The following is an 18566-nucleotide window of genomic DNA, read 5'->3' on the forward strand; positions in this document are numbered from 1 at the left end:
TAGCCACGTCGATCACTCCGTTCCCCTGCCCGTTGCCGAGCAGGTCAGTGTTCTACGTGGGTCAATATTCGATGCAAATTACTGCGTAGGGTGGGTCAGGATTCCGTGCAAATCAACAGTTCTATAGCCTTGATCTCAAGGGCATGCCTGCCGCCGCGCTAGCGGACGTCTACGAGTTCGATGGGGCACGCGGAATCGGAGAGCCGACGAAGTACACGATCCGGTTCACGCACCCTCGCCATGACCTGTCACGCGCTGAATTCCTGAACCGAATCGGTGCGTTTGTGATCCAGCCGCCGCCGCGTGATCAGTGGAGCCAGCCTGAAAGCGCACGCCGCGTGCAAGGCGTGGTGACGGGCTTCGCACTCAAGGCGACCAACCGCGACCAATCGTTGTACGAGATTGTGCTGGAATCGCGTCTGGCGTTGTTGCGCAATTCGCCCAAATGCCGGTTCTTTCTGGACAAAACCATTCCCGAGATCATCGAGCAGATTCTGCGGGAGCATGAATTCAACCAGATCTTCGCGCGCTTTGAATTCCAGCTGCATCGCACCTATCGCAAGCGCAACTTCGTGATGCAATGGGGCGAGGACGATCTGGCGTTCATTACGCGCTTGTGCCGACGCTCTGGCATCTGGTTCGTGTGCGAGGAAGGCAAGCATTGCGAGCAGGTGCGCTTCGGAGACGACTATGCGCACTACCGCCGCGATCCCGAGCATCTGACGGTTGCGTATCGGCCGCACAGCGGCCTGGAGGCGGGAGGTGTCGAGTCGGTCAGCGCGCTCGAGATGCACACGATGACGTTGCCGGCGACTTACATCGTACGCACGTTCAACACCGAAACGGCAGTCTCGGATCCGATCGAGGCGGTTAGCCCCATCCGCGACGACCGCACCGCGTATGGTGAAGCGTATACCTGGGGGATGCCGAATCAGAGCGAGGACGAGGCGAAGGAGGAAGCGCAATTGCGTTGCGAGGCAGCGCTGACCGGACAGGTCGCATATCGTGGCGAGTGCGACATGCTGGACCTCACGCCCGGTTCGGTGCTGAAACTGTCCAACCGGACGTTGTCTGATGCGAAGCATGGCCTGCTTGTAGTGCGGGCGACGTGCGGAGCGAGCCGGAAGAGTGCGTATCACGTGGAATTCGACGCGATTCCGTCCGATCGCCAGTATCGAATGCCGCTGATGGAAGAAACGTGGCCACGGATCGACGGTGTCATAACCGGGACGATCGCTTCGTCGGGAGGCTGGAGAGATCCTTATCTGGATGGTCGGGGCGAATACATCGTGGATCTCCATCTGGATCGAGACACGCGGGCGCCCGGTCTGCAAAGCTGTCCAATGCGGCTGGCAAAGCCGTTCGCGGGGCCGAACCAGACCGGATTTCACTTCGGCCTTGTCGAAGGGACGGTGGTCGGCGTGAGCTTCCTGTGGGGCTGCGTGGATCTGCCGTTCATCAGCCATGTGCTGCACACCGCCCAACACACGGATCCGATCGTCGCAGGTGTCCCCTGGGGCACGCGCAATACGATCCGCACGCGCTCGAACAACACCGTCGAGTTGGATGACCGGGAGGGCCAGGAACACATCAAGGTCGCGACCGAGCACGGCAAGACGCAGCTCAATCTCGGCTATACGGTGGACCGGGACCAGCGACTGCGCGGCGAGGGCTTCGAACTGCGTACCGACGATCGGGGGCACGTCCGTGCGGGTGGCGGCCTGCTGGTGTCGTCCGACAGGCAGGAGAAGGCGATTGGACAGTCGTCCGACACGCGGCCGATGACGAACCAGTTTGCATTGACGCAGGCACAGGCTCAGGGATTGACCAACGCCGCAGCCGTCGCGCATGCGGAGATCGCGGACCTGAAGGCCGAGAACGCGTGGCTGAAGGACGAACTCGCTAGCCTTAAGACGGCCGTGATCGCGTTGTCCGCACCGAACGGCATTGGCCTGGCGACGCCGGATCGGGTGATGGTGTCGGCGGGCAAGGACGTGAGCGTCGGTACGTCGTCGCGATTCAACGTGAATGCGCTTCGGAATGTTGCTATTGCGGCAGGCGAGGTGCTGTCGCTGTTTGCGCACAAGTTCGGCATCAAGCTCTATGCCGCGCGTGGCAAGGTTCAAATCCAGGCGCAGTCGGATGCAATGGAGATGGTGGCGCAGAAAGACATGCGAATCACCAGTGCCGACGGTACTACAACCGTCAATGCCGCTAACGGGGTGGTGCTCGGCGGCGGCGGCACGGCATACATCAAGGTACAGGGCGATAACGTCGAGATCGGCGGGGCCGGTTGCCTGATCCTCAAGATCATCGAAATCCAGAAGGAAGGACCGGGTGCGCTGTCGCTGCCGCTGCCGAAATTCAGCCAGACCGATATCGCGAACGATGAGCGCTTCATTCTCAGCGATGACATCACCGGCCGACCAATTGTGAACCGGCCGTACAAGATTCAGTTGGCTAGCGGGCAGATTATCGAGGGGGTCACCAACGGTAAGGGGGAGACCTCGTTGAGCCGGGAGGACGTTGCGCGAGGGCTCAAGCTGCTGCTTCAGAACAATAAGGAAGCCTGATTCATGACCGACCAGTCAAACCAGCCAGATGGTACGGGCGGCGATGACGATGCGGTGCAGCGCTATCAACATGACACCGCAACGCGCATCGTGCCGATGAAGCGCGACCATCTTGGGCAACCGTATTGGGAGTCTTATCACACGCCGAGCAGTTTTCAGGTGCGGGCCGAGTGTCGAATCCCGCCGCACATGCCGGGCGTCATCATCTTTGTGCATGGTGTGAATTCTACGGGGGAGTGGTATGACGCGGCGGAACAGGCGTTGTATGATGGCCTTAATGATCGGTTAAATCGGCCTGAAGGCACGAAGCTGAAAGCTAACAATTACATCTCTATCGACCCTGATACGAAGAAGCCCATTCCTCGCCAGCTCGATCCTATGGCGACCGGCTATTCTCCCGTTATCCGGTTCTATTGGGGCTACAGTGCAGCCCCTGGGACGGAGCGTAACTGGCGCATCCCGATGCGCAATCCGCGCGGCTTCGATATGTGGGCACCCGCTTGCGCGAACGAGAACGGTCCGTGGTATTGGGGCGGTGGCCCTTTCCAGAATGGCACCAACAACTTGCAGCAATTGTGGAGCTACGAGGGATTCAGACGTCATGTGCTTAAGTTCGACATGGAGTCGTTGAATACAGAAGCTGATCGCCAATTGCAGGATGCCCCTCCGCGCACGTATTACGCGCACGCGGCTCAACGACTGGCCGATCTGATTGATCAGATTCGCAACGAGTGTCGGCGCGATACGGTGTCAGTGATGTCGCATAGCCAGGGGACGATGATCGCGCTGGCGGCGACCGCCCTATGTAAGACACGCGCGCCCGATGCTGTGTTCGTGATGAACTCGCCGTATGCCCTTGATGACAAGATTACGGATGCCCTGGCCTGCGGTGATGAGCGTCCCACTCCCGAGGCGCGTGTCAACACCTTCCGGAATATTGCCAATCGGATCAAGCAGGACAAGCGCGAGATGGACGAGGAGCGAATGATGCAGCTTCAGTGCGGGGCGTCAGAGGAAATGGATTTCTGGCGACCCGACAACCAGCGCAAGTCTGGTGTGCATGAGCGTGACAATCATGGCCGTCTTTACGTGTACTTCACGCCGCATGATCGTGTGATGGGGGCCGTGCCGCTGCAAAGCATCGGCTGGCAGGGGGTGGACGACAAACTGCTTCGTGAGTTGGGTGATACCGTGAAGCAGCGCATGCTGGCGCGCGGTACGCCGGTGGGCGACGCACCTGGCGAGAAGAAGTTCGGGACGTTGCCGCCGATTCCTGATGACAAGCTTGTGCCAGGAGCGAAGTCGACCGATTTTTGGAATGGCAATCGGAACATCTTTACGCCCCTCGTGAAGCTGTGGACGGTACCTCATCCTGATAAAACGGTGACGATTAACGCAGAGCAGGTGCCGAATCCAGTCACGGAAGAAGAAATGAAGTACTTCGATGTATCACGTCTGATCGCGCCGGAGATGGGTGAATGGGTCAAGAATCCAATCGATCCGAGTCAAGGGCAATACGCTGATCCAGACTACCGGTACATGCGCTCGATTTTTCAGCCGCAGCACACTGTTACTACTGAGAATATTTATAGTTCGAGACGCGCAACTCGGCTTGAGACCCAGGACGAAATGCTGCAACGACTTGACACCTATCGCGCCGAACCAACCAATCACAGTACGTTGCCGCAGCATCAGGCGTTTATGCGCCGGGTGGTGGCCTACGATTTGCCGATTGGCTTTTGTGATGCGTATGAGAGGCCAGCGTTCTGGACACGCCTGATGAAGTTTGCTGACTGGACGCAGGGCTATGACGATTATTTTGAATTTGGCGCTCCCCAAAGCATTGTCAAACCTGCCTATATCGATTGGAACACGGTGTCCGAGGAACAAAGTAAGTCGGAAGCCGAACAACTACGGCAACAGCAATGGAAGGGAGGAGCGTGATGAGATGCTCGATTGTTATCGTTGTGCTGCTAGTCCTGATGCAAGGATGTGCGGGGCAGCAGAGGCAGGTATTTTCATTGGGTGATTTCCTGAACGCGAAGGTGCTGCCTTATGATTCACCACTCCAAATCATCTATCGAATCGATGATCATCGCTTTGTTACGCTCGAGAACTATCGAGACTGCAATTATGGCCAAGCCTATTACAATGATACACGTGCTGGTATAAAAACAGGCTTGGGTAGGGCAAGTATTGAAAATTATAAAGGTAGAGTGATTAATTCAGATCCGGCTGGGCGAAATATAGCCTTTCCGTCTGGTGCGCCACCGCATCTCGGAACATCGGATCATGGCGTTGATGTTGGATTGCTGTATTCGACAGACAGCGGGAGGAGTTTTGCCGCAATGGTCTATATGCAGCACAGTTTTGATCCGTTCGAGGACTCGAAAAACTACTCGGTGTTCGTAACCAAAGACAAACTCTATATCGCAAAAAAATGGGGAGACGACGATGCCTACGTCGTTGTGTCTCCGATGGTGCCGGGAATCGACTTGAGCAGACCCTATCCGCCTGGTATTAGAGGCGAGAGTTTTGCCGCATCAAAGCGGCCTGGCGTGTTCTCACAGTTTCATACGCCGTCCGGTCAGGACCGCGTTATCTGCGACACATCGATCAAGCCGACTAACCCGGATGCGTCATTGTTACCTTAGGACATCCTGAACGTTCAGGTCAAGGCGCGCAGAAAGTATATTTAAGTATGAAAAACAATACTCTTGGCTGCATTTATTTTACATTGATATTTTCCATTTCGCTGGTTGCGTTCCTCTTCCGACTCCCTATGGGGTGGTGCTAGCCCCTGTTCCAATGCTTATCGATGGCGCAGTGGAGTCGAAAAAGGAGTCTAGAAAGCGTTCTGCGGAGATAAAGTTTTATCAAGAGGAAAATAGAAAGAGATTGGCGGTTGATTGTGAGGCTTATCGTCAAAGGGCGGATGCTGGAGACCCGGCCAGTCAGCTTAATATGAGTCGAATTCTTTATCATCAAGTTTATTTGAGGAAATCTAATTTTAATTTCGTTAATTATAATGGTGATATGTGCGGGGCGGAAAAATCAGTATCAGAGGCGAGTGAAATTGAGGGTGAGGCGGGAAAATATTTGGCAGCGGCGATGAAGGGCGAATACCCGCCGGCTTTGACATATTTTGAATGCAGGAGATATAAGGAAGGTGGGGAGTCATGGAGGCCGAGTTCAGAGGATATTGTCTTGCTGACGAGGGCATCTGAAATGAATGAGGCTCGTGCAAAATATCTGCTCGCCATGCATGTCTATTTATTTGGTATCAATGGGGTAGTGGATGAAGATCCCGAAAAGGCATATAGATTGCTGGTGGATGCCTATAAGGGCGGGGACGGTTTGGCAGCTCGCGAGATTGCGAGTATGAATGATCCTTCCAGGTATCCGGATGAGATGGTGGCGGAATCAAGGGCGGCAAAATCCGTCGTCGAAAAATATTGGAATGATTATCGTGAGAGCTATCCGGGTAATTTTTATGGGATACCGGTGGTAGGTAAGGCAAAAAATCCCGACCCGTGCTCAGATCTTTACAGAAATTAAATATTTAATGTGGGATTTGATAATGAAACTTCCAGTATGTCAGGGCGATGCGACGACACACGGCGGCATCGTAAAGACCGCTTCATCGACGTTCGACCTCGACGGCCGCAAGGTCGCGTTGTTGCATGACATCGTCTCGTGTCCGGAGCACGGTGACAACGCGATCGTTGAATGTGCCGAGGGCTACAGCGAAGGCGGCCGGAAATGGGCTGTGCATATGTGCCGAACGCGGTGCGGCAGCCAGGTGATCGCCAGCAGCACGGGGATGAAAATCGTATGAGCAGAACATGGGCCCTCCCAGGTGTCGCTGAGTATCAGTACGGCAAGCCGCCCTCGATCTGGTGGTGTGTGCTTGCCGTAGTCGTCATACAGACCGCCGGCATACTCATCACGGTATTCAACTGGGAGCAGGGTAAACCGGTGATGTCCGAACCATTCTTCGTGCGCGCGTTCCTGTTGCCGCTGCTGATATCGGGCTGCGTATGCTCGGCGATCTATTCCGGCTACGAGGATTGGATCGAGCGGGTTGATTGGTGGAATTTCCTGTGCCGCGCCGAGCGGGCTGCATGGCGGCAATGGGCACAAGCTCATGTGATGATCGTTGATAGCATCGCGTTGACGGCCGAGCCCGAGTTGGGCGAACGTCTGCTTGGCCTGGAGGGCAGCGCGCCGATCAACCCCGGCAAAATCCTGCCTTTGCCGCAAACGGAAGGCTCGGCAGGCGTATCGCGGCTTGCGGTGGTACTGGAGCAACTGACGAGCCGGTTCTCGGCCAGCCTCGTGCGTCATGATGCGTCGGGTCATGCGATCGACGTGATCCTGCAATCCGCCAACAAGGACGATCTGGCCGAACTGCGAGCGGTCTGGAAAAAACTGAATCTACCCAATCTCGTGCAGTTCTTGTGGGTGCCGTTCGATGCGAACGAGGCGAATATCGACACGTGGTTCGACAAGGACTGGACGTCCGATTTCCGGCTGTTGCTGGTCTGCCAACTGCATGCGGAGCGCATCGAGCCGGTCTGGTCCGAGGCCGCTGTGGCGATGTTGCTTACGTCGCCGCGTGTAGCCGCGAGCCTCAAGGCAACGGTCTTGCCGCAGGCGCGATTATTCCGCCCGATCGCGATGCCATCCGATTCCGTGGTGGACGGGCTGGAGACGCTGCTGTCCTCGGAGCAGACGCCACGCCGGCGAATCCGGCACGCCTGGATGAGCGATCTACCGTCCCAGGGCCGTCATGCAACGCTGGGCGCCATCAAGGACGTAAGCCTGGAGCTGCCGGTGCACGACGTCGATCGCGCGATCGGCAAACCGGGGCCGGTAAATGCGCTCTTGCTTCAGGCGCTCGCGGCGCAGATGGTCGCGCATGGCCAGGGCGCGCAACTGATTGCTTCAGTTAGCGCCCAAAAGGTGCGGCTGAACCTGGTTGGAACCGAGCTCGTTCCTGTGCCTCGCGTCGATGCAGCCTATGCGCGTCTGCTGAGCTTGTCTGTCACCGTGGGCGGGAGTTGCTGCCTGCTCGTGATGATGATTGCGTTGAATGCCCTCAACGCATCTCAAGGCTGGTTTTGGGCCTGTATAGGCGGGTTCGTCTTGCTGTTTCTGATACAACTCGGCGGCTCGTTTTTAAGGCGTAACCTGGTGGAAGATGACTTTTTCCGACAACTGCGACACATGGAAGCCCGAACATGAGAGCGCTTGATGCGTGGCGTCGGACTGTACGCGATGATTGAATAAGAAATAGAAAGGACTGGATTCCGGCTGCGTAGTGTGGAGACTTCTCGCAATCTTCCTTGCCGCAGGCCCCGTCGCCACGATCGTGGACGTCAGCAAAATTCCTCCTTGACACTCGCTGCCTAGCCGCTATCCTTCAATTCATAACCAGCCGGTTATGGATTTTGGACGACATGCAAAACGCTCAGGACACGCTTTTCAGGACACTCGCCGATCCCACGCGCCGCGCGCTGTTCGAGCGGCTCTGCGCGGAGGGCGAGCTGACGGTTGCCGCGCTGACGGCGCATGCGGGCGTATCGCAGCCGGCGGTATCGAAGCATCTGGGCGTACTGAAGCAGGCCGGGCTCGTGAGCGACCGTCACGAAGGCCGGCAGACGCACTACAGCGCGCAGCCGCAGGCGCTGGCCCCGCTGATCGACTGGACGAGCCAGATGGCGAGCTTCTGGCAGCGCCGGTTCGATGCCCTCGAAGATCTGCTCAAAAGGATGGACCAATGAACCAAGCCTCTACCGAAACGCGCTCCGTCGTCGTCGACCGCGAGCTGCCGCATCCGCCGGAGAAGATCTGGCGCGCGCTCACGCAACCGCACCTGCTCGAGGCGTGGCTGATGAAGAGCGACTTCGAGCCCGTCGCGGGCCGTGCGTTCAGCTTCCGTGCGGACTGGGGCTCGGTCGACTGCACGGTCGTCGCGATCGAGCCGCACCATACGCTGTCCTATACGTGGGCGGCCCACGGCCTCGAAAGCGTCGTCACGTGGACGCTCACGCCGACGCCGGCCGGCACGCACCTGCGCATGGAACAGGTCGGCTTCCGCCCCGACCAGGAGCAGGCGTACCGCGGCGCGCAGCACGGCTGGGTACGGTTCTTCGAGTCGCTCGAACAGGTGCTGTCGCGTCCCGACACGCAAACGGAGGCCCCCGCATGAGTGCAACGGAGCTGCAACCGTCCGAGCGCATCGACGCGCTGATCGCCGGCATTGCCGACTGGCGCGGCAAGACGTTCGCCGAACTCCGCCAGACGATCCTTGCGGCCGACGAAGGCATCGTCGAGGAATGGAAGTGGATGGGCAGCCCCGTGTGGTCGTGCGACGGGATGATCGCGGTCGCGAACGCGCACAAGGGCAAGGTGAAGCTGACGTTCATGCACGGTGCGAAACTGCCCGATCCCGACGGGTTGTTCAATGCGGGCCTCGAAGGCAATGCGCGGCGCGCGATCGATTTTTTCGAAGGCGACAAGATCGACAAGCGGGCGTTGAAGCACCTCGTGCGCGCGGCGATCGAATACAACCGCGCGCATCTGAAGAAGAACGCGCGACGGGCGGGCGCGAAGACGCGCGGCGACGAGGCGGCGTAAGGCCGTTCAAAGCGCAGGCGAAAAAAAAGCCCGACACGAGGTCGGGCATCCAAATCGGCCGCAACCGCCCGCGAGGCGGCTGCGGCACCTGCAACGGCCGCGCGCTTACGCTGCGAGCAGCGAGCGCAGCACGAACGGCAGGATCCCGCCGTGCTTGTAGTAGTCGACTTCGATCGGCGTATCGATGCGCAGCAGCACCGGCACGCGCTGCGTTTCGCCGTTCTTGCGGTGAATCACGAGCGTGACGTCCTGCTGCGGCTTGAAGTCGTCGCCGAGGCCTTCGATGTCGTACGTCTCTTCGCCGGTGATGCCGAGCGACTGCACGCTGTCCGCGCCCTTGAACTGCAGCGGCAGCACGCCCATGCCGACCAGGTTCGAGCGGTGGATGCGCTCGAAGCTGCGAGCGATCACGGCCTTCACGCCGAGCAGTTGCGTGCCCTTCGCGGCCCAGTCGCGCGACGAGCCCGTGCCGTACTCTTCGCCCGCGAACACGACGGTCGGCGTGCCGGCGGCGACGTACTGCATCGCCGCATCGTAGATCGACTGCTGTTCGCCGCTCGGCTGGTGGATCGTCAGGCCGCCTTCGACGCGCGTGCCATCCGCCTTCGCCGGGATCATCAGGTTCTTGATCCGGACGTTCGCGAACGTGCCGCGCATCATCACGTCGTGGTTGCCGCGGCGCGAGCCGTAGCTGTTGAAGTCGGCCTTCTGCACGCCGTTTTCCTTCAGCCACTTGCCTGCCGGCGAGTCTTCCTTGATCGAGCCTGCCGGGCTGATGTGGTCGGTCGTGACCGAATCGCCGAAGATGCCCAGTGCGCGCGCGCCCTTGACCGTCGGGATCGACGCGGCCGGCTCCATCGAGAAGTCGTTGCCGAAGAACGGCGGCTCGGCGATGTACGTCGACTTCGGCCAGTCGTAGACCTCGCCCGTCTCACCCTCGATCTTGCTCCAGAGGTCGCCCTTCTTGGTCAGCTTCGAGTAGTTGTCCTCGAACTTCTTCGGATCGAGCGCGAACTTGAGCAGCGCGTGGATTTCATCGCTCGTCGGCCAGATGTCGCCGAGGTAGATGTCGCGGCCGCCCTTGCCCTTGCCGACCGGCTCGGTCATCAGGTCGCGCGTGATGTTGCCGGCGATCGCGTACGCGACGACGAGCGGCGGCGACGCGAGGAAGTTCGCGCGGATGTTCGGGTGGATACGCGCTTCGAAGTTACGGTTGCCCGACAGCACGGCCGCCGCGACGATGTCGTTCTTCGTGATCGCTTCGTTCAGCTCCGGCGTCAGGTCGCCCGCGTTGCCGATACAGGTCGTGCAGCCGTACGCCGCGACTTCGAAGCCGAGCTTCGACAGGTAGGGCAGCAGGCCCGTCTTCGTCAGGTACTCGGTGACGATGCGCGATCCCGGCGCGAGCGAGGTCTTGATCTTCGGATCGACCGTGAGGCCGGCCTCGACCGCCTTCTTCGCGAGCAGGCCGGCGGCCAGCAGCACGCTCGGGTTCGACGTGTTCGTGCACGACGTGATCGCGGCGATCAGGATGTCGCCGTTCTTCACGTCGACGCCGTTGCTCGTCGTGTACTGCGTGCCCAGGTCCTCCGCCTTCTTCGCGAAGCCGTTTTCCGCGACCGGCTTCGAGAACAGGTCGGTGAACGTCGACTTGACGTGGCCGATCTCGATGCGGTCCTGCGGGCGCTTCGGGCCGGCCAGCGACGGCGCGACCGTCGTCAGATCCAGCGTCACGACCTTCGTGTAGTCGATGTCGCCGGCGTTCGGGATGCCGAACAGGTTCTGCGCCTTGAAGTAGTTTTCGAACGCGGCGATTTCGGCCTTCGTGCGGCCCGTGCCTTCGAAGTAGTCGATCGTCTTTTCGTCGACCGGGAAGAAGCCCATCGTCGCGCCGTATTCCGGCGCCATGTTACCGATCGTCGCGCGGTCCGGCAGCGACAGCGAGCGCGTGCCTTCGCCGAAGAATTCGACGAACTTGCCGACGACCTTCTCCTTGCGCAGCATTTCGGTGATCGTCAGCACCAGGTCGGTGGCCGTCACGCCTTCGCGCAGCTTGCCCTTCAACTCGACGCCGACGACGTCCGGCGTCAGGAAGTACACCGGCTGGCCGAGCATGCCGGCTTCCGCCTCGATGCCGCCCACGCCCCAGCCGACCACGCCGATGCCGTTGATCATCGTCGTGTGGCTGTCCGTGCCGACGAGGGTGTCCGGGTAGTACACGGTGTCGGCGCCGTCGGTCTTCTTGTGGACGCCGCGCGCCAGATACTCGAGGTTCACCTGGTGGACGATGCCCACGCCCGGCGGCACGACCTTGAACGTGTCGAACGCCTGCATGCCCCACTTCATGAACTGATAGCGCTCGTTGTTGCGCTGGAATTCCAGCTTCATGTTCAGGTCGAGCGCGTCCTTCTGGCGGAAGTAGTCGATCTGGACCGAGTGGTCGACGACGAGATCGACCGGGACCAGCGGCTCGATCTTCTTCGGGTTCTTGCCCGTGCGCTCGGCGACGCCGCGCATGGCCGCGATGTCGGCGAGCAGCGGCACGCCCGTGAAATCCTGCAGCACGACGCGCGACACGACGAACGGAATCTCGTCGACGCGCTTCGCGGTCGGCTTCCAGTTCGCGAGCTGCTCGATGTGCTCCTCGGTGATTTTCTTGCCGTCGTAGTTGCGCAGCACGGACTCGAGCACGATGCGGATCGACACCGGCAGGCGTTCGATCTTCGTCTTCAGTTCCTTGCCGAGCTGCGGCAGCGAGTAGAACTTGCCTTTGCCGGAACCGCTGTCGAATTCCTTGAGGGTCTTGTGGAGATTGTGGGCCATGGTGATTTTCCTGGGTTTAAGGCTAGGAAACAAAGAGTCCTGTAAATGACTGACGGCTATATCACGTACAGATCGACGTACTCATCGACCGGCATCGCTTCGAGCTTTGCCTGGTCCAGCGACACGTCGAGAATCGCTTGTTGCTGCTTGGCCGGGAAACGGCGGGCAAGGTTGGTCCGGAATTTCTCGACCAGGAGCGGGACGCCTTCGGCACGGCGCCGCCGATGGCCGAGCGGATACTCGACCGCCACTTCGGCAAGCTTCGATCCGTCCGTGAACTCGACCGTCAGCGCATTCGCGATCGATCGCTTGTCCGGATCGTGGTAATCCTGCGTGAACTGCGGATCCTCGACGCACACGGTTTTCGCGCGCAGCGCGTCGATGCGCGGGTCCGCCGCGGCCGCGTCTTCGTAGTCGGCCGCGGTCAGCCGGCCGAACAGCAGCGGCACGGCGACCATGTACTGGATGCAGTGGTCGCGGTCGGCCGGATTGGCGAGCGGGCCCTGCTTGTCGATGATGCGGAGCGCGGCCGCGTGGGTGCGGATCGTGATCCGGCGGATGTCGTCGGTCGTGCGGCCCGCGGCAGCGAGTTGCGCGTGCAGCTGCAGCGCGGCCTCGGCGGCCGTCTGCGCATGGAATTCGGCGGGGAACGCGATCTTGAACAGCACGTTTTCCATCACGTACGTGCCGTACGGGCGCTGGAAGCGGAACGGCTTGCCGTCGAACAGCACGTCGTAGAAGCCCCACGTCTTGGCGGTGAGCGCCGACGGATAGCCCATTTCACCCGTTTTCGCGATCAGCGCGAGGCGCACCGCGCGGGACGTCGCGTCGCCGGCCGCCCAGGATTTGCGCGAACCGGTGTTCGGCGCATGGCGGTAGGTCCGCAGCGCGTGGCCGTCAATGAATGCGTTGGACACCGCGTTGATCAGCTCGTCGCGCGTGAGCCCGAGGAGGCGCCCGACGACGGCCGTCGACGCGACCTTCACGAGCAGCACATGGTCGAGCCCGACCGCGTTGAATGAATTCTCGAGGGCGAGGCAGCCCTGGATCTCGTGGGCCTGGGTCATCGCGACCAGCACGTCGCGCATCGCGAGCGGCTTGCGGCCGGCCGCGCGGGCCGTGCGGGAGAGCCAGTCGGCCGTCGCCAGGATCCCGCCGAGGTTGTCGGACGGATGACCCCATTCGGCGGCGAGCCAGGTGTCGTTGAAGTCCAGCCAGCGGATCATCGCGCCGATGTCGAACGCGGCCTGGACGGGATCGAGCTGGAAGGACGTGCCGGGCACCTTCGCGCCGTTCGGCACGATCGTGCCGGGCACGACGGGGCCGAGCAGCTTGGTGCAGGCAGGGTAGGACAGCGCCTCGAGTCCGCATCCGAGCGTGTCGATCAGGCAATGACGCGCCGTCTCCAGCGCGAGCGCGCTGTCGATGCCGGGGTTCAGCACGTAGTCGACGATGTCGACGAGTACCGAATCCGGCGCGGGGCGGACGTTGGAGACCGGGGCGGACATCGAGGGGCCGGAGGGAACGCGCTTAGTTCGTTGCCGGCTTCAGCTCGTTCGACTGCGTCGGTGCTGCCGTGCCTTGCGCCATTTCCGGCGTCACGCATTCGTCCGCGAGGCGCTCGCCGCCGTTGGCGTCGGAGAACAGCATCGCCTTGGTCGGGATCACGACCAGCTTGAAGCCTGCGGCCGGATCGTAGAACGTGTCGGCGCCCGTCGTCGTGGCTTGACGCGGCAGCTTGTAGTTCTTCTTCGCCCAGTGAACCGTGACGACCTGGTCGCGCTTCATGTCGCCGGCGAGGTCGAACGACAGACCTTCCTTACAGGACCACTTGACCGCGCCGTCCGGTACCGGATCGACCTTGGCGGCCGCGCGTGCCTGCGCCTTCTTGCTGCGCGGGATGATGCGCTTGGCCGGCGCCGGGCGCTTGGCCGTGGCCTTCTTCGCGGTCGTGGTGGCCGTACCCTGGGCAAACGCGCTCGGAGCCGACACCAGCATCGTGGCGGACAAGGCGCCGATGGCGGTAGCGATCAGGAGTTTCTTCATGGAGTCAGAACCTTTCGATAATCAGTTGACAAGGGCCGGCAATCGAAACTGCCGGCCGGTTTGAAACTGCACGCGCCCCGAAAGCGCGCAGCGGCCGCTATTTTCACCTATTTGGCCGCGCGTATATCAGGTTTTCGGGCTCCGTTACGTTTTTTGTCGTTTCGCAAACGTCTGTCCGGTGGGCGAAACGTCGAATGCATGAAACGCGTGTATCGACGGGCGGCGCGCGCTCACGGCGCGACGCCCGCGGCGGCCGGGCCGAACAGCGGCGCAGCCTCGGCCGGGACGGGCTGGCCGGTGGCCCGCGCACGGCGCAGCACCGACCAGTAATACCGATAACTCGCGCGATCGTGCAGCGTATCGCCGTGGCGCGTCGGGCCCCAGTCGGCGGCCTGCGCGGCCAGCAGGATCTCGGCGGCCAGCGTGACTTCGTCGGCGCGCGGCGCGAACGCGTCGACGATCGGGCGGATCTGCGCCGGGTGGATGCTCCACATCCGCGTGAACGCGAATTCGTCGCGCGCGCGGCGGGCGTCGCCGGCGACGACGCTCATGTCGCGCACTTCCGTGGTCACGTTGTGCGACGGCGTCTTGCCGTGCGCGTGACAGGCCGCGGCGATTTCCAGCTTCGCGCGGCGTACGAGCGGGTGATCGAACTGGCCGGGCGAGCGCATCGCGGAATCGGGAATCGCGCCGTGGTGCGCGGAGACGAAATCCATCAGCCCGAAGCTCAGCGTGCCGACCGTCGGCAGCGCGGCGAGGGCGGCCGCCTGCGCGAGCGCGCCGTGCGTCTCGATCAGCACGTCGGCCGGGATCGGCTGCGCGATGCCGACCTCGCGGCGCGTGCCTTCGATGAACGCGGTCATTTCGGCCGCGTCGGCGGCGCTCGCGATCTTCGGCAGCGTGATGTAGGCGGGTGCGCGCGATGCACGCAGCACGATGCGCACGTCGTCGCGCCAGTGCGGGTGGGAAAAGTCGTGGATGCGGACGCCGACGCGGCCGAAGCGGTTCTCGGCGCTGCCGAGCAGGTCGGCGACGAGCGCCGCGTGCGCGGCTTCCTGGCCGACGGCCGCGCCGTCCTCGCAGTCGAGCGTGAGGTCGAACACGGGACCCAGCTCGGCCTGCAGCGCGAGCGACTTGCGCATCAGCTTCTCGCTGCCCGCGTAGTGATCGCAGCAGGGCAGGATCGCGGGCGGGGACGCCCCGTCGTACAGCACTTGTGCAGGAGTGAGCGCAGCCATCTCTTCTACGTGAGGGAAGCGGGTCAACGTGGCGGAAATCGGATTCGGGCAGGCTCTGGGCCGGTGCGCGGCGCGGCGCGGGGCGGCAAAACGTGCGCGAATCGGATCGGCGGCCCGGGCCGGCGGCGTGCCGGCCCGGGCCGAAGCCGGGCGCCGCGAAGGCCGCCCGGCACGATGCGTGATGCTTAGTTCTTCAGCAGGTGGGCGACGCCATCGCGCTCTTCGAGCAGCTCGGCCAGCGTGCCGTCCATCTTCTCGCGCGAGAACGCGTCGATTTCCAGGCCTTCGACGCGCTTGTATTCGCCGTTTTCGCAGGTGACCGGCACGCCGTAGATGATGTCTTCGGGGATGCCGTACGAGCCGTCCGACGGGATGCCCATCGTGACCCACTTGCCGTTCGTGCCGAGCACCCAGTCACGCACGTGGTCGATCGCCGCGTTGGCTGCCGACGCCGCCGACGACAGGCCGCGCGCTTCGATGATCGCCGCGCCGCGCTTGCCGACGGTCGGGATGAACGTGTCGCGGTTCCACACGTCGTCGTTGATCAGCTTCAGCAGCGATTCGCCTTCGGCGGTCGCGAAGCGGAAGTCCGGGTACATCGTCGGCGAGTGGTTGCCCCACACGGCGAGCTTCTCGATCGACGCGACCGGCTTGCCCGACTTCGCGGCGAGCTGCGACAGCGCGCGGTTGTGGTCGAGGCGCAGCATGGCCGTGAAGTTCTTCTTCGGCAGATCCGGCGCCGACTTCATCGCGATGTACGCGTTCGTGTTCGCCGGGTTGCCGACGACCAGCACCTTCACGTCGCGGCTCGCGACTTCGTTCAGCGCGGCGCCCTGAACCGTGAAGATTTCGGCGTTCGCCGACAGCAGGTCCTTGCGCTCCATGCCCTTCGAGCGCGGACGCGCACCGACCAGCAGCGCGACGTCTGCATCCTTGAATGCGACCTTCGGATCGTCGGTGATCACGACGCCTGCGAGCAGCGGGAACGCGCAATCGTCGAGTTCCATCACGACGCCCTTGACGGCGCCTTGGGCTTGCGGGAGGTCGAGCAGTTGCAGGATGACCGGCTGGTCCTTGCCGAGCAGGTCGCCGTTCGCGATGCGGAACAGCAGGGAGTAAGCGATTTGACCTGCGGCGCCGGTGACGGCAACGCGCTTTGCGGGCTTAGCCATTGAAAATCTCCAGGACGGGTGAAGCGTTGGACGCGAGCGAAAACGCCATTCTATGCGCGTTGTGCGTAGCGTTGCATTGAAGCAGGGCGGAGGACTCGCGATGGCAGACGCGGTGAACCTGGAGACGGCCGTGGCACGTAGCCGGGGACGCGCTGTTGCACCCGCGAACCCTTGCTCGACCGGGAGTGTAGGAGCCGTCACGCGCAAAGTCAAACGGTATCATATGTCTTATATAAGACAGATGTTTTGCGGAAATTGAGTGGACGAAAAAGTGCGGTTTGTGATGAAATGCGCGCCATGACATCGAACCAGGCGAACACCGCGAATCAAACCGGCGCAGGCGGCCCAGGGCAGCCGGGCGCGGGCGATCCCGCAGCCTCGCCCGCGGCGTCCGCGTCGCCGACGTTCAGCCCGTTATACCAGCAGATCAAGTCATTGATCACGCAAAGTCTCGAATCCGGCGAATGGAAGCCGGGCGAGATCATTCCCAGCGAAGTAGAGCTCGCGGCCCGCTACAAGGTCAGCCAGGGCACCGTGCGCAAGGCGATCGACGAGCTGGCCGCCGAAAACCTCGTGGTCCGGCGGCAGGGCAAGGGCACTTTTGTTGCAACGCACAACGAAGATCGCGCGCAATTCCGCTTTCTGCGTCTGCTGGCCGACGACGGCGCCGAGCACCCGCACGTGAGCCGCCTGCTCGAATGCCGGCGCCTGCGCGCGCCGGCCGAGATCGCGCGGCAGCTCGACCTGAAGCCCGCCGATCCGGTCGTGCAGGTGCGCCGCCTGCTGGAATTCGACAGCGAAGTGACGGTGCTCGACGAGATCTGGCTGCCGGGCGCGATGTTCCGCGGGCTGACGTTCGAGCGGCTGAGCGAGTACAAGGGGCCGCTCTACGCGATGTTCGAGACGGAGTTCGGGACGCGGATGATCCGCGCGACGGAGAAGATCCGCGCGGTCGCGGCGGATCCGGCGGTGGCCGACCTGCTGCACGTGCCGGCGGGCTTCCCGCTGCTGTCGGTCGAGCGCGTGTCCTATACGTATGGGGACCGGCCGGTGGAAGTGCGTCGCGGCTGGTATGTCACAACCGGGTACTACTATCAGAATGACTTGAGCTGACGACGTTCGGTTCAGCCGCGTGCATTCGCGTTTCCCACGCTCGCGAAGCACGTTTCGGGCCGCCTTTGTTCGTGTTCGCGCAATGATCCAGAGCAGACTTTCGCTGCAGCGCGATATAAAAAGGCGCTAAAATCGCGGATTAGTGTGACAACATAGTAGGGGTCTAGCATGACTGACGCAGTAAGAAAGCCGAGGCCGGAATACCGGAACATCGGAATCGGCGACATCACGTTGAAATATCGCATGCCCCTGGCGGCGATATTGTCGATTCTCCATCGTATCAGCGGCGCGCTGCTGTTCCTGTTCCTGCCGTTCCTGCTGTTCCTCTTCGACCAGAGCCTCACCTCCGAGCTCAGCTTCGAAGTCTTCAAGGCTTTCCTCTCCAACATCGTCGTCAAGCTGATCGTCCTCGCGTTGTCGTGGGCCTTCTTCCACCATTTCTGCGCCGGCATTCGCCACCTGCTGATGGACGTCAACCACGACGCCGTCACGAAGGAAGGCGGCAAGCGGACGGCCGTCGTCGTCTTTGTCATCTCGATCGCGCTGACGATCGCCATGGCACTCAAACTGTTCGGAGCATTCTAAGAAAATGGCAGCCAACAACCGAATCGGCTCGAAGCGCCTCGTCGTCGGCGCTCACTACGGCCTGCGTGACTGGCTCGCGCAGCGCGTCACCGCCACGATCATGGCGGTCTACACGGTCATTCTGCTCGTCCTGTTCTTCGGCGCGCACGATTTTTCGTACGAAGGCTGGGCATCGATCTTCGCCGCGCAATGGATGAAGCTCGCGACCTTCGTGATGCTGCTTTCCCTCTTCTACCACGCATGGGTCGGCGTGCGCGACATCTGGATGGACTACGTGAAGCCCGTCGGTGTGCGCCTGCTGCTGCAATCGCTGACCATCGTCTGGCTGCTCGCATGTGCGGGCTACGCCGCGCAGATTCTCTGGAGAGTGTAAA

At 61.7% G+C, this 18566-nt stretch carries 17 protein-coding genes; 12 read left to right on the forward strand and 5 right to left on the reverse strand.

The genetic code is table 11. The features are described from left to right. The first annotated feature begins 143 nt into the window (after positions 1–143). The 9 genes from HWX55_RS06070 to HWX55_RS06110 all read left to right on the forward strand — a co-directional run bounded on the left by HWX55_RS06070 (position 144) and on the right by HWX55_RS06110 (position 9215). Positions 144–2573 (forward strand): type VI secretion system Vgr family protein, encoded by a 2430-nt coding sequence (locus tag HWX55_RS06070; protein ID WP_175974758.1) that lies wholly within the window; start codon positions 144–146, stop codon positions 2571–2573. A 3-nt stretch (positions 2574–2576) separates the two neighbouring features. Beyond that, the gene (locus HWX55_RS06075) at positions 2577–4517 is read left to right on the forward strand and encodes a DUF3274 domain-containing protein (protein ID WP_175974760.1); all 1941 of its coding nucleotides are present in this window, start codon (positions 2577–2579) and stop codon (positions 4515–4517) included. After that, complete coding sequence (locus HWX55_RS06080) at positions 4517–5227, forward strand: hypothetical protein (RefSeq protein WP_244140500.1); 711 nt, start codon at positions 4517–4519, stop codon at positions 5225–5227. Before HWX55_RS06075 ends, HWX55_RS06080 begins: the two co-directional genes overlap by 1 nt. Before the next feature lie 172 nt (positions 5228–5399). Further along, a complete protein-coding gene (locus HWX55_RS06085) occupies positions 5400–6131 on the forward strand; it encodes a hypothetical protein (protein ID WP_175974764.1) in 732 nt (243 codons plus the stop codon). 22 nt (positions 6132–6153) lie between these two features. Next, positions 6154–6411 carry a PAAR domain-containing protein gene (locus HWX55_RS06090; protein ID WP_175974766.1) on the forward strand — a complete coding sequence of 86 codons (258 nt, stop codon included), beginning with the start codon at positions 6154–6156 and terminating at the stop codon, positions 6409–6411. Next, the gene (locus tag HWX55_RS06095) at positions 6408–7820 is read left to right on the forward strand and encodes a hypothetical protein (RefSeq protein ID WP_175974768.1); all 1413 of its coding nucleotides are present in this window, start codon (positions 6408–6410) and stop codon (positions 7818–7820) included. The genes HWX55_RS06090 and HWX55_RS06095 overlap by 4 nt, the downstream gene beginning before the upstream one ends. A gap of 215 nt (positions 7821–8035) precedes the next feature. After that, positions 8036–8359, forward strand: coding sequence for a metalloregulator ArsR/SmtB family transcription factor (locus HWX55_RS06100; RefSeq protein ID WP_175974769.1), 324 nt, complete (start codon positions 8036–8038; stop codon positions 8357–8359). After that, positions 8356–8787: an SRPBCC domain-containing protein gene (locus HWX55_RS06105; protein ID WP_175974771.1), complete on the forward strand. Its 432-nt coding sequence runs from the start codon at positions 8356–8358 to the stop codon at positions 8785–8787. The genes HWX55_RS06100 and HWX55_RS06105 overlap by 4 nt, the downstream gene beginning before the upstream one ends. After that, positions 8784–9215, forward strand: a complete 432-nt coding sequence (locus HWX55_RS06110; protein WP_175974773.1) for a DUF1801 domain-containing protein — start codon at positions 8784–8786, stop codon at positions 9213–9215. Before HWX55_RS06105 ends, HWX55_RS06110 begins: the two co-directional genes overlap by 4 nt. A 105-nt stretch (positions 9216–9320) precedes the next feature. Here the strand turns inward: HWX55_RS06110 and acnA are convergent, their stop codons facing one another. The 5 genes from acnA to HWX55_RS06135 all read right to left on the reverse strand — a co-directional run bounded on the left by acnA (position 9321) and on the right by HWX55_RS06135 (position 16494). Continuing rightward, a complete protein-coding gene (gene acnA / locus HWX55_RS06115; RefSeq protein ID WP_175974775.1) occupies positions 9321–12038 on the reverse strand; it encodes an aconitate hydratase AcnA in 2718 nt (905 codons plus the stop codon). 56 nt (positions 12039–12094) lie between these two features. After that, positions 12095–13546, reverse strand: coding sequence for a bifunctional 2-methylcitrate dehydratase/aconitate hydratase (locus HWX55_RS06120; protein ID WP_175974777.1), 1452 nt, complete (start codon positions 13544–13546; stop codon positions 12095–12097). 22 nt (positions 13547–13568) lie between these two features. Continuing rightward, positions 13569–14084, reverse strand: a complete 516-nt coding sequence (locus HWX55_RS06125; protein ID WP_050011294.1) for a hypothetical protein — start codon at positions 14082–14084, stop codon at positions 13569–13571. 230 nt (positions 14085–14314) lie between these two features. Further along, on the reverse strand, positions 14315–15322 hold the full coding sequence (locus HWX55_RS06130) for an aldolase/citrate lyase family protein (protein ID WP_175974778.1): 1008 nt from the start codon (positions 15320–15322) through the stop codon (positions 14315–14317). A gap of 185 nt (positions 15323–15507) precedes the next feature. Next, positions 15508–16494, reverse strand: coding sequence for a malate dehydrogenase (locus HWX55_RS06135; protein ID WP_006479357.1), 987 nt, complete (start codon positions 16492–16494; stop codon positions 15508–15510). 288 nt (positions 16495–16782) lie between these two features. Between HWX55_RS06135 and HWX55_RS06140 the strand changes: the two genes are divergently transcribed. From HWX55_RS06140 to sdhD, 3 genes are all read left to right on the forward strand, one after another. Further along, positions 16783–17607: a GntR family transcriptional regulator gene (locus HWX55_RS06140; protein WP_006479356.1), complete on the forward strand. Its 825-nt coding sequence runs from the start codon at positions 16783–16785 to the stop codon at positions 17605–17607. A 168-nt stretch (positions 17608–17775) separates the two neighbouring features. Then, complete coding sequence (sdhC, locus tag HWX55_RS06145) at positions 17776–18192, forward strand: succinate dehydrogenase, cytochrome b556 subunit (RefSeq protein WP_175974780.1); 417 nt, start codon at positions 17776–17778, stop codon at positions 18190–18192. A gap of 4 nt (positions 18193–18196) precedes the next feature. Next, positions 18197–18565, forward strand: coding sequence for a succinate dehydrogenase, hydrophobic membrane anchor protein (gene sdhD / locus HWX55_RS06150; protein ID WP_006487767.1), 369 nt, complete (start codon positions 18197–18199; stop codon positions 18563–18565). Position 18566 lies beyond the last annotated feature (1 nt).

The sequence above is a fragment of the Burkholderia sp. BCC1047 genome, assembly GCF_902833155.1.
GTDB lineage: Bacteria > Pseudomonadota > Gammaproteobacteria > Burkholderiales > Burkholderiaceae > Burkholderia > Burkholderia sola.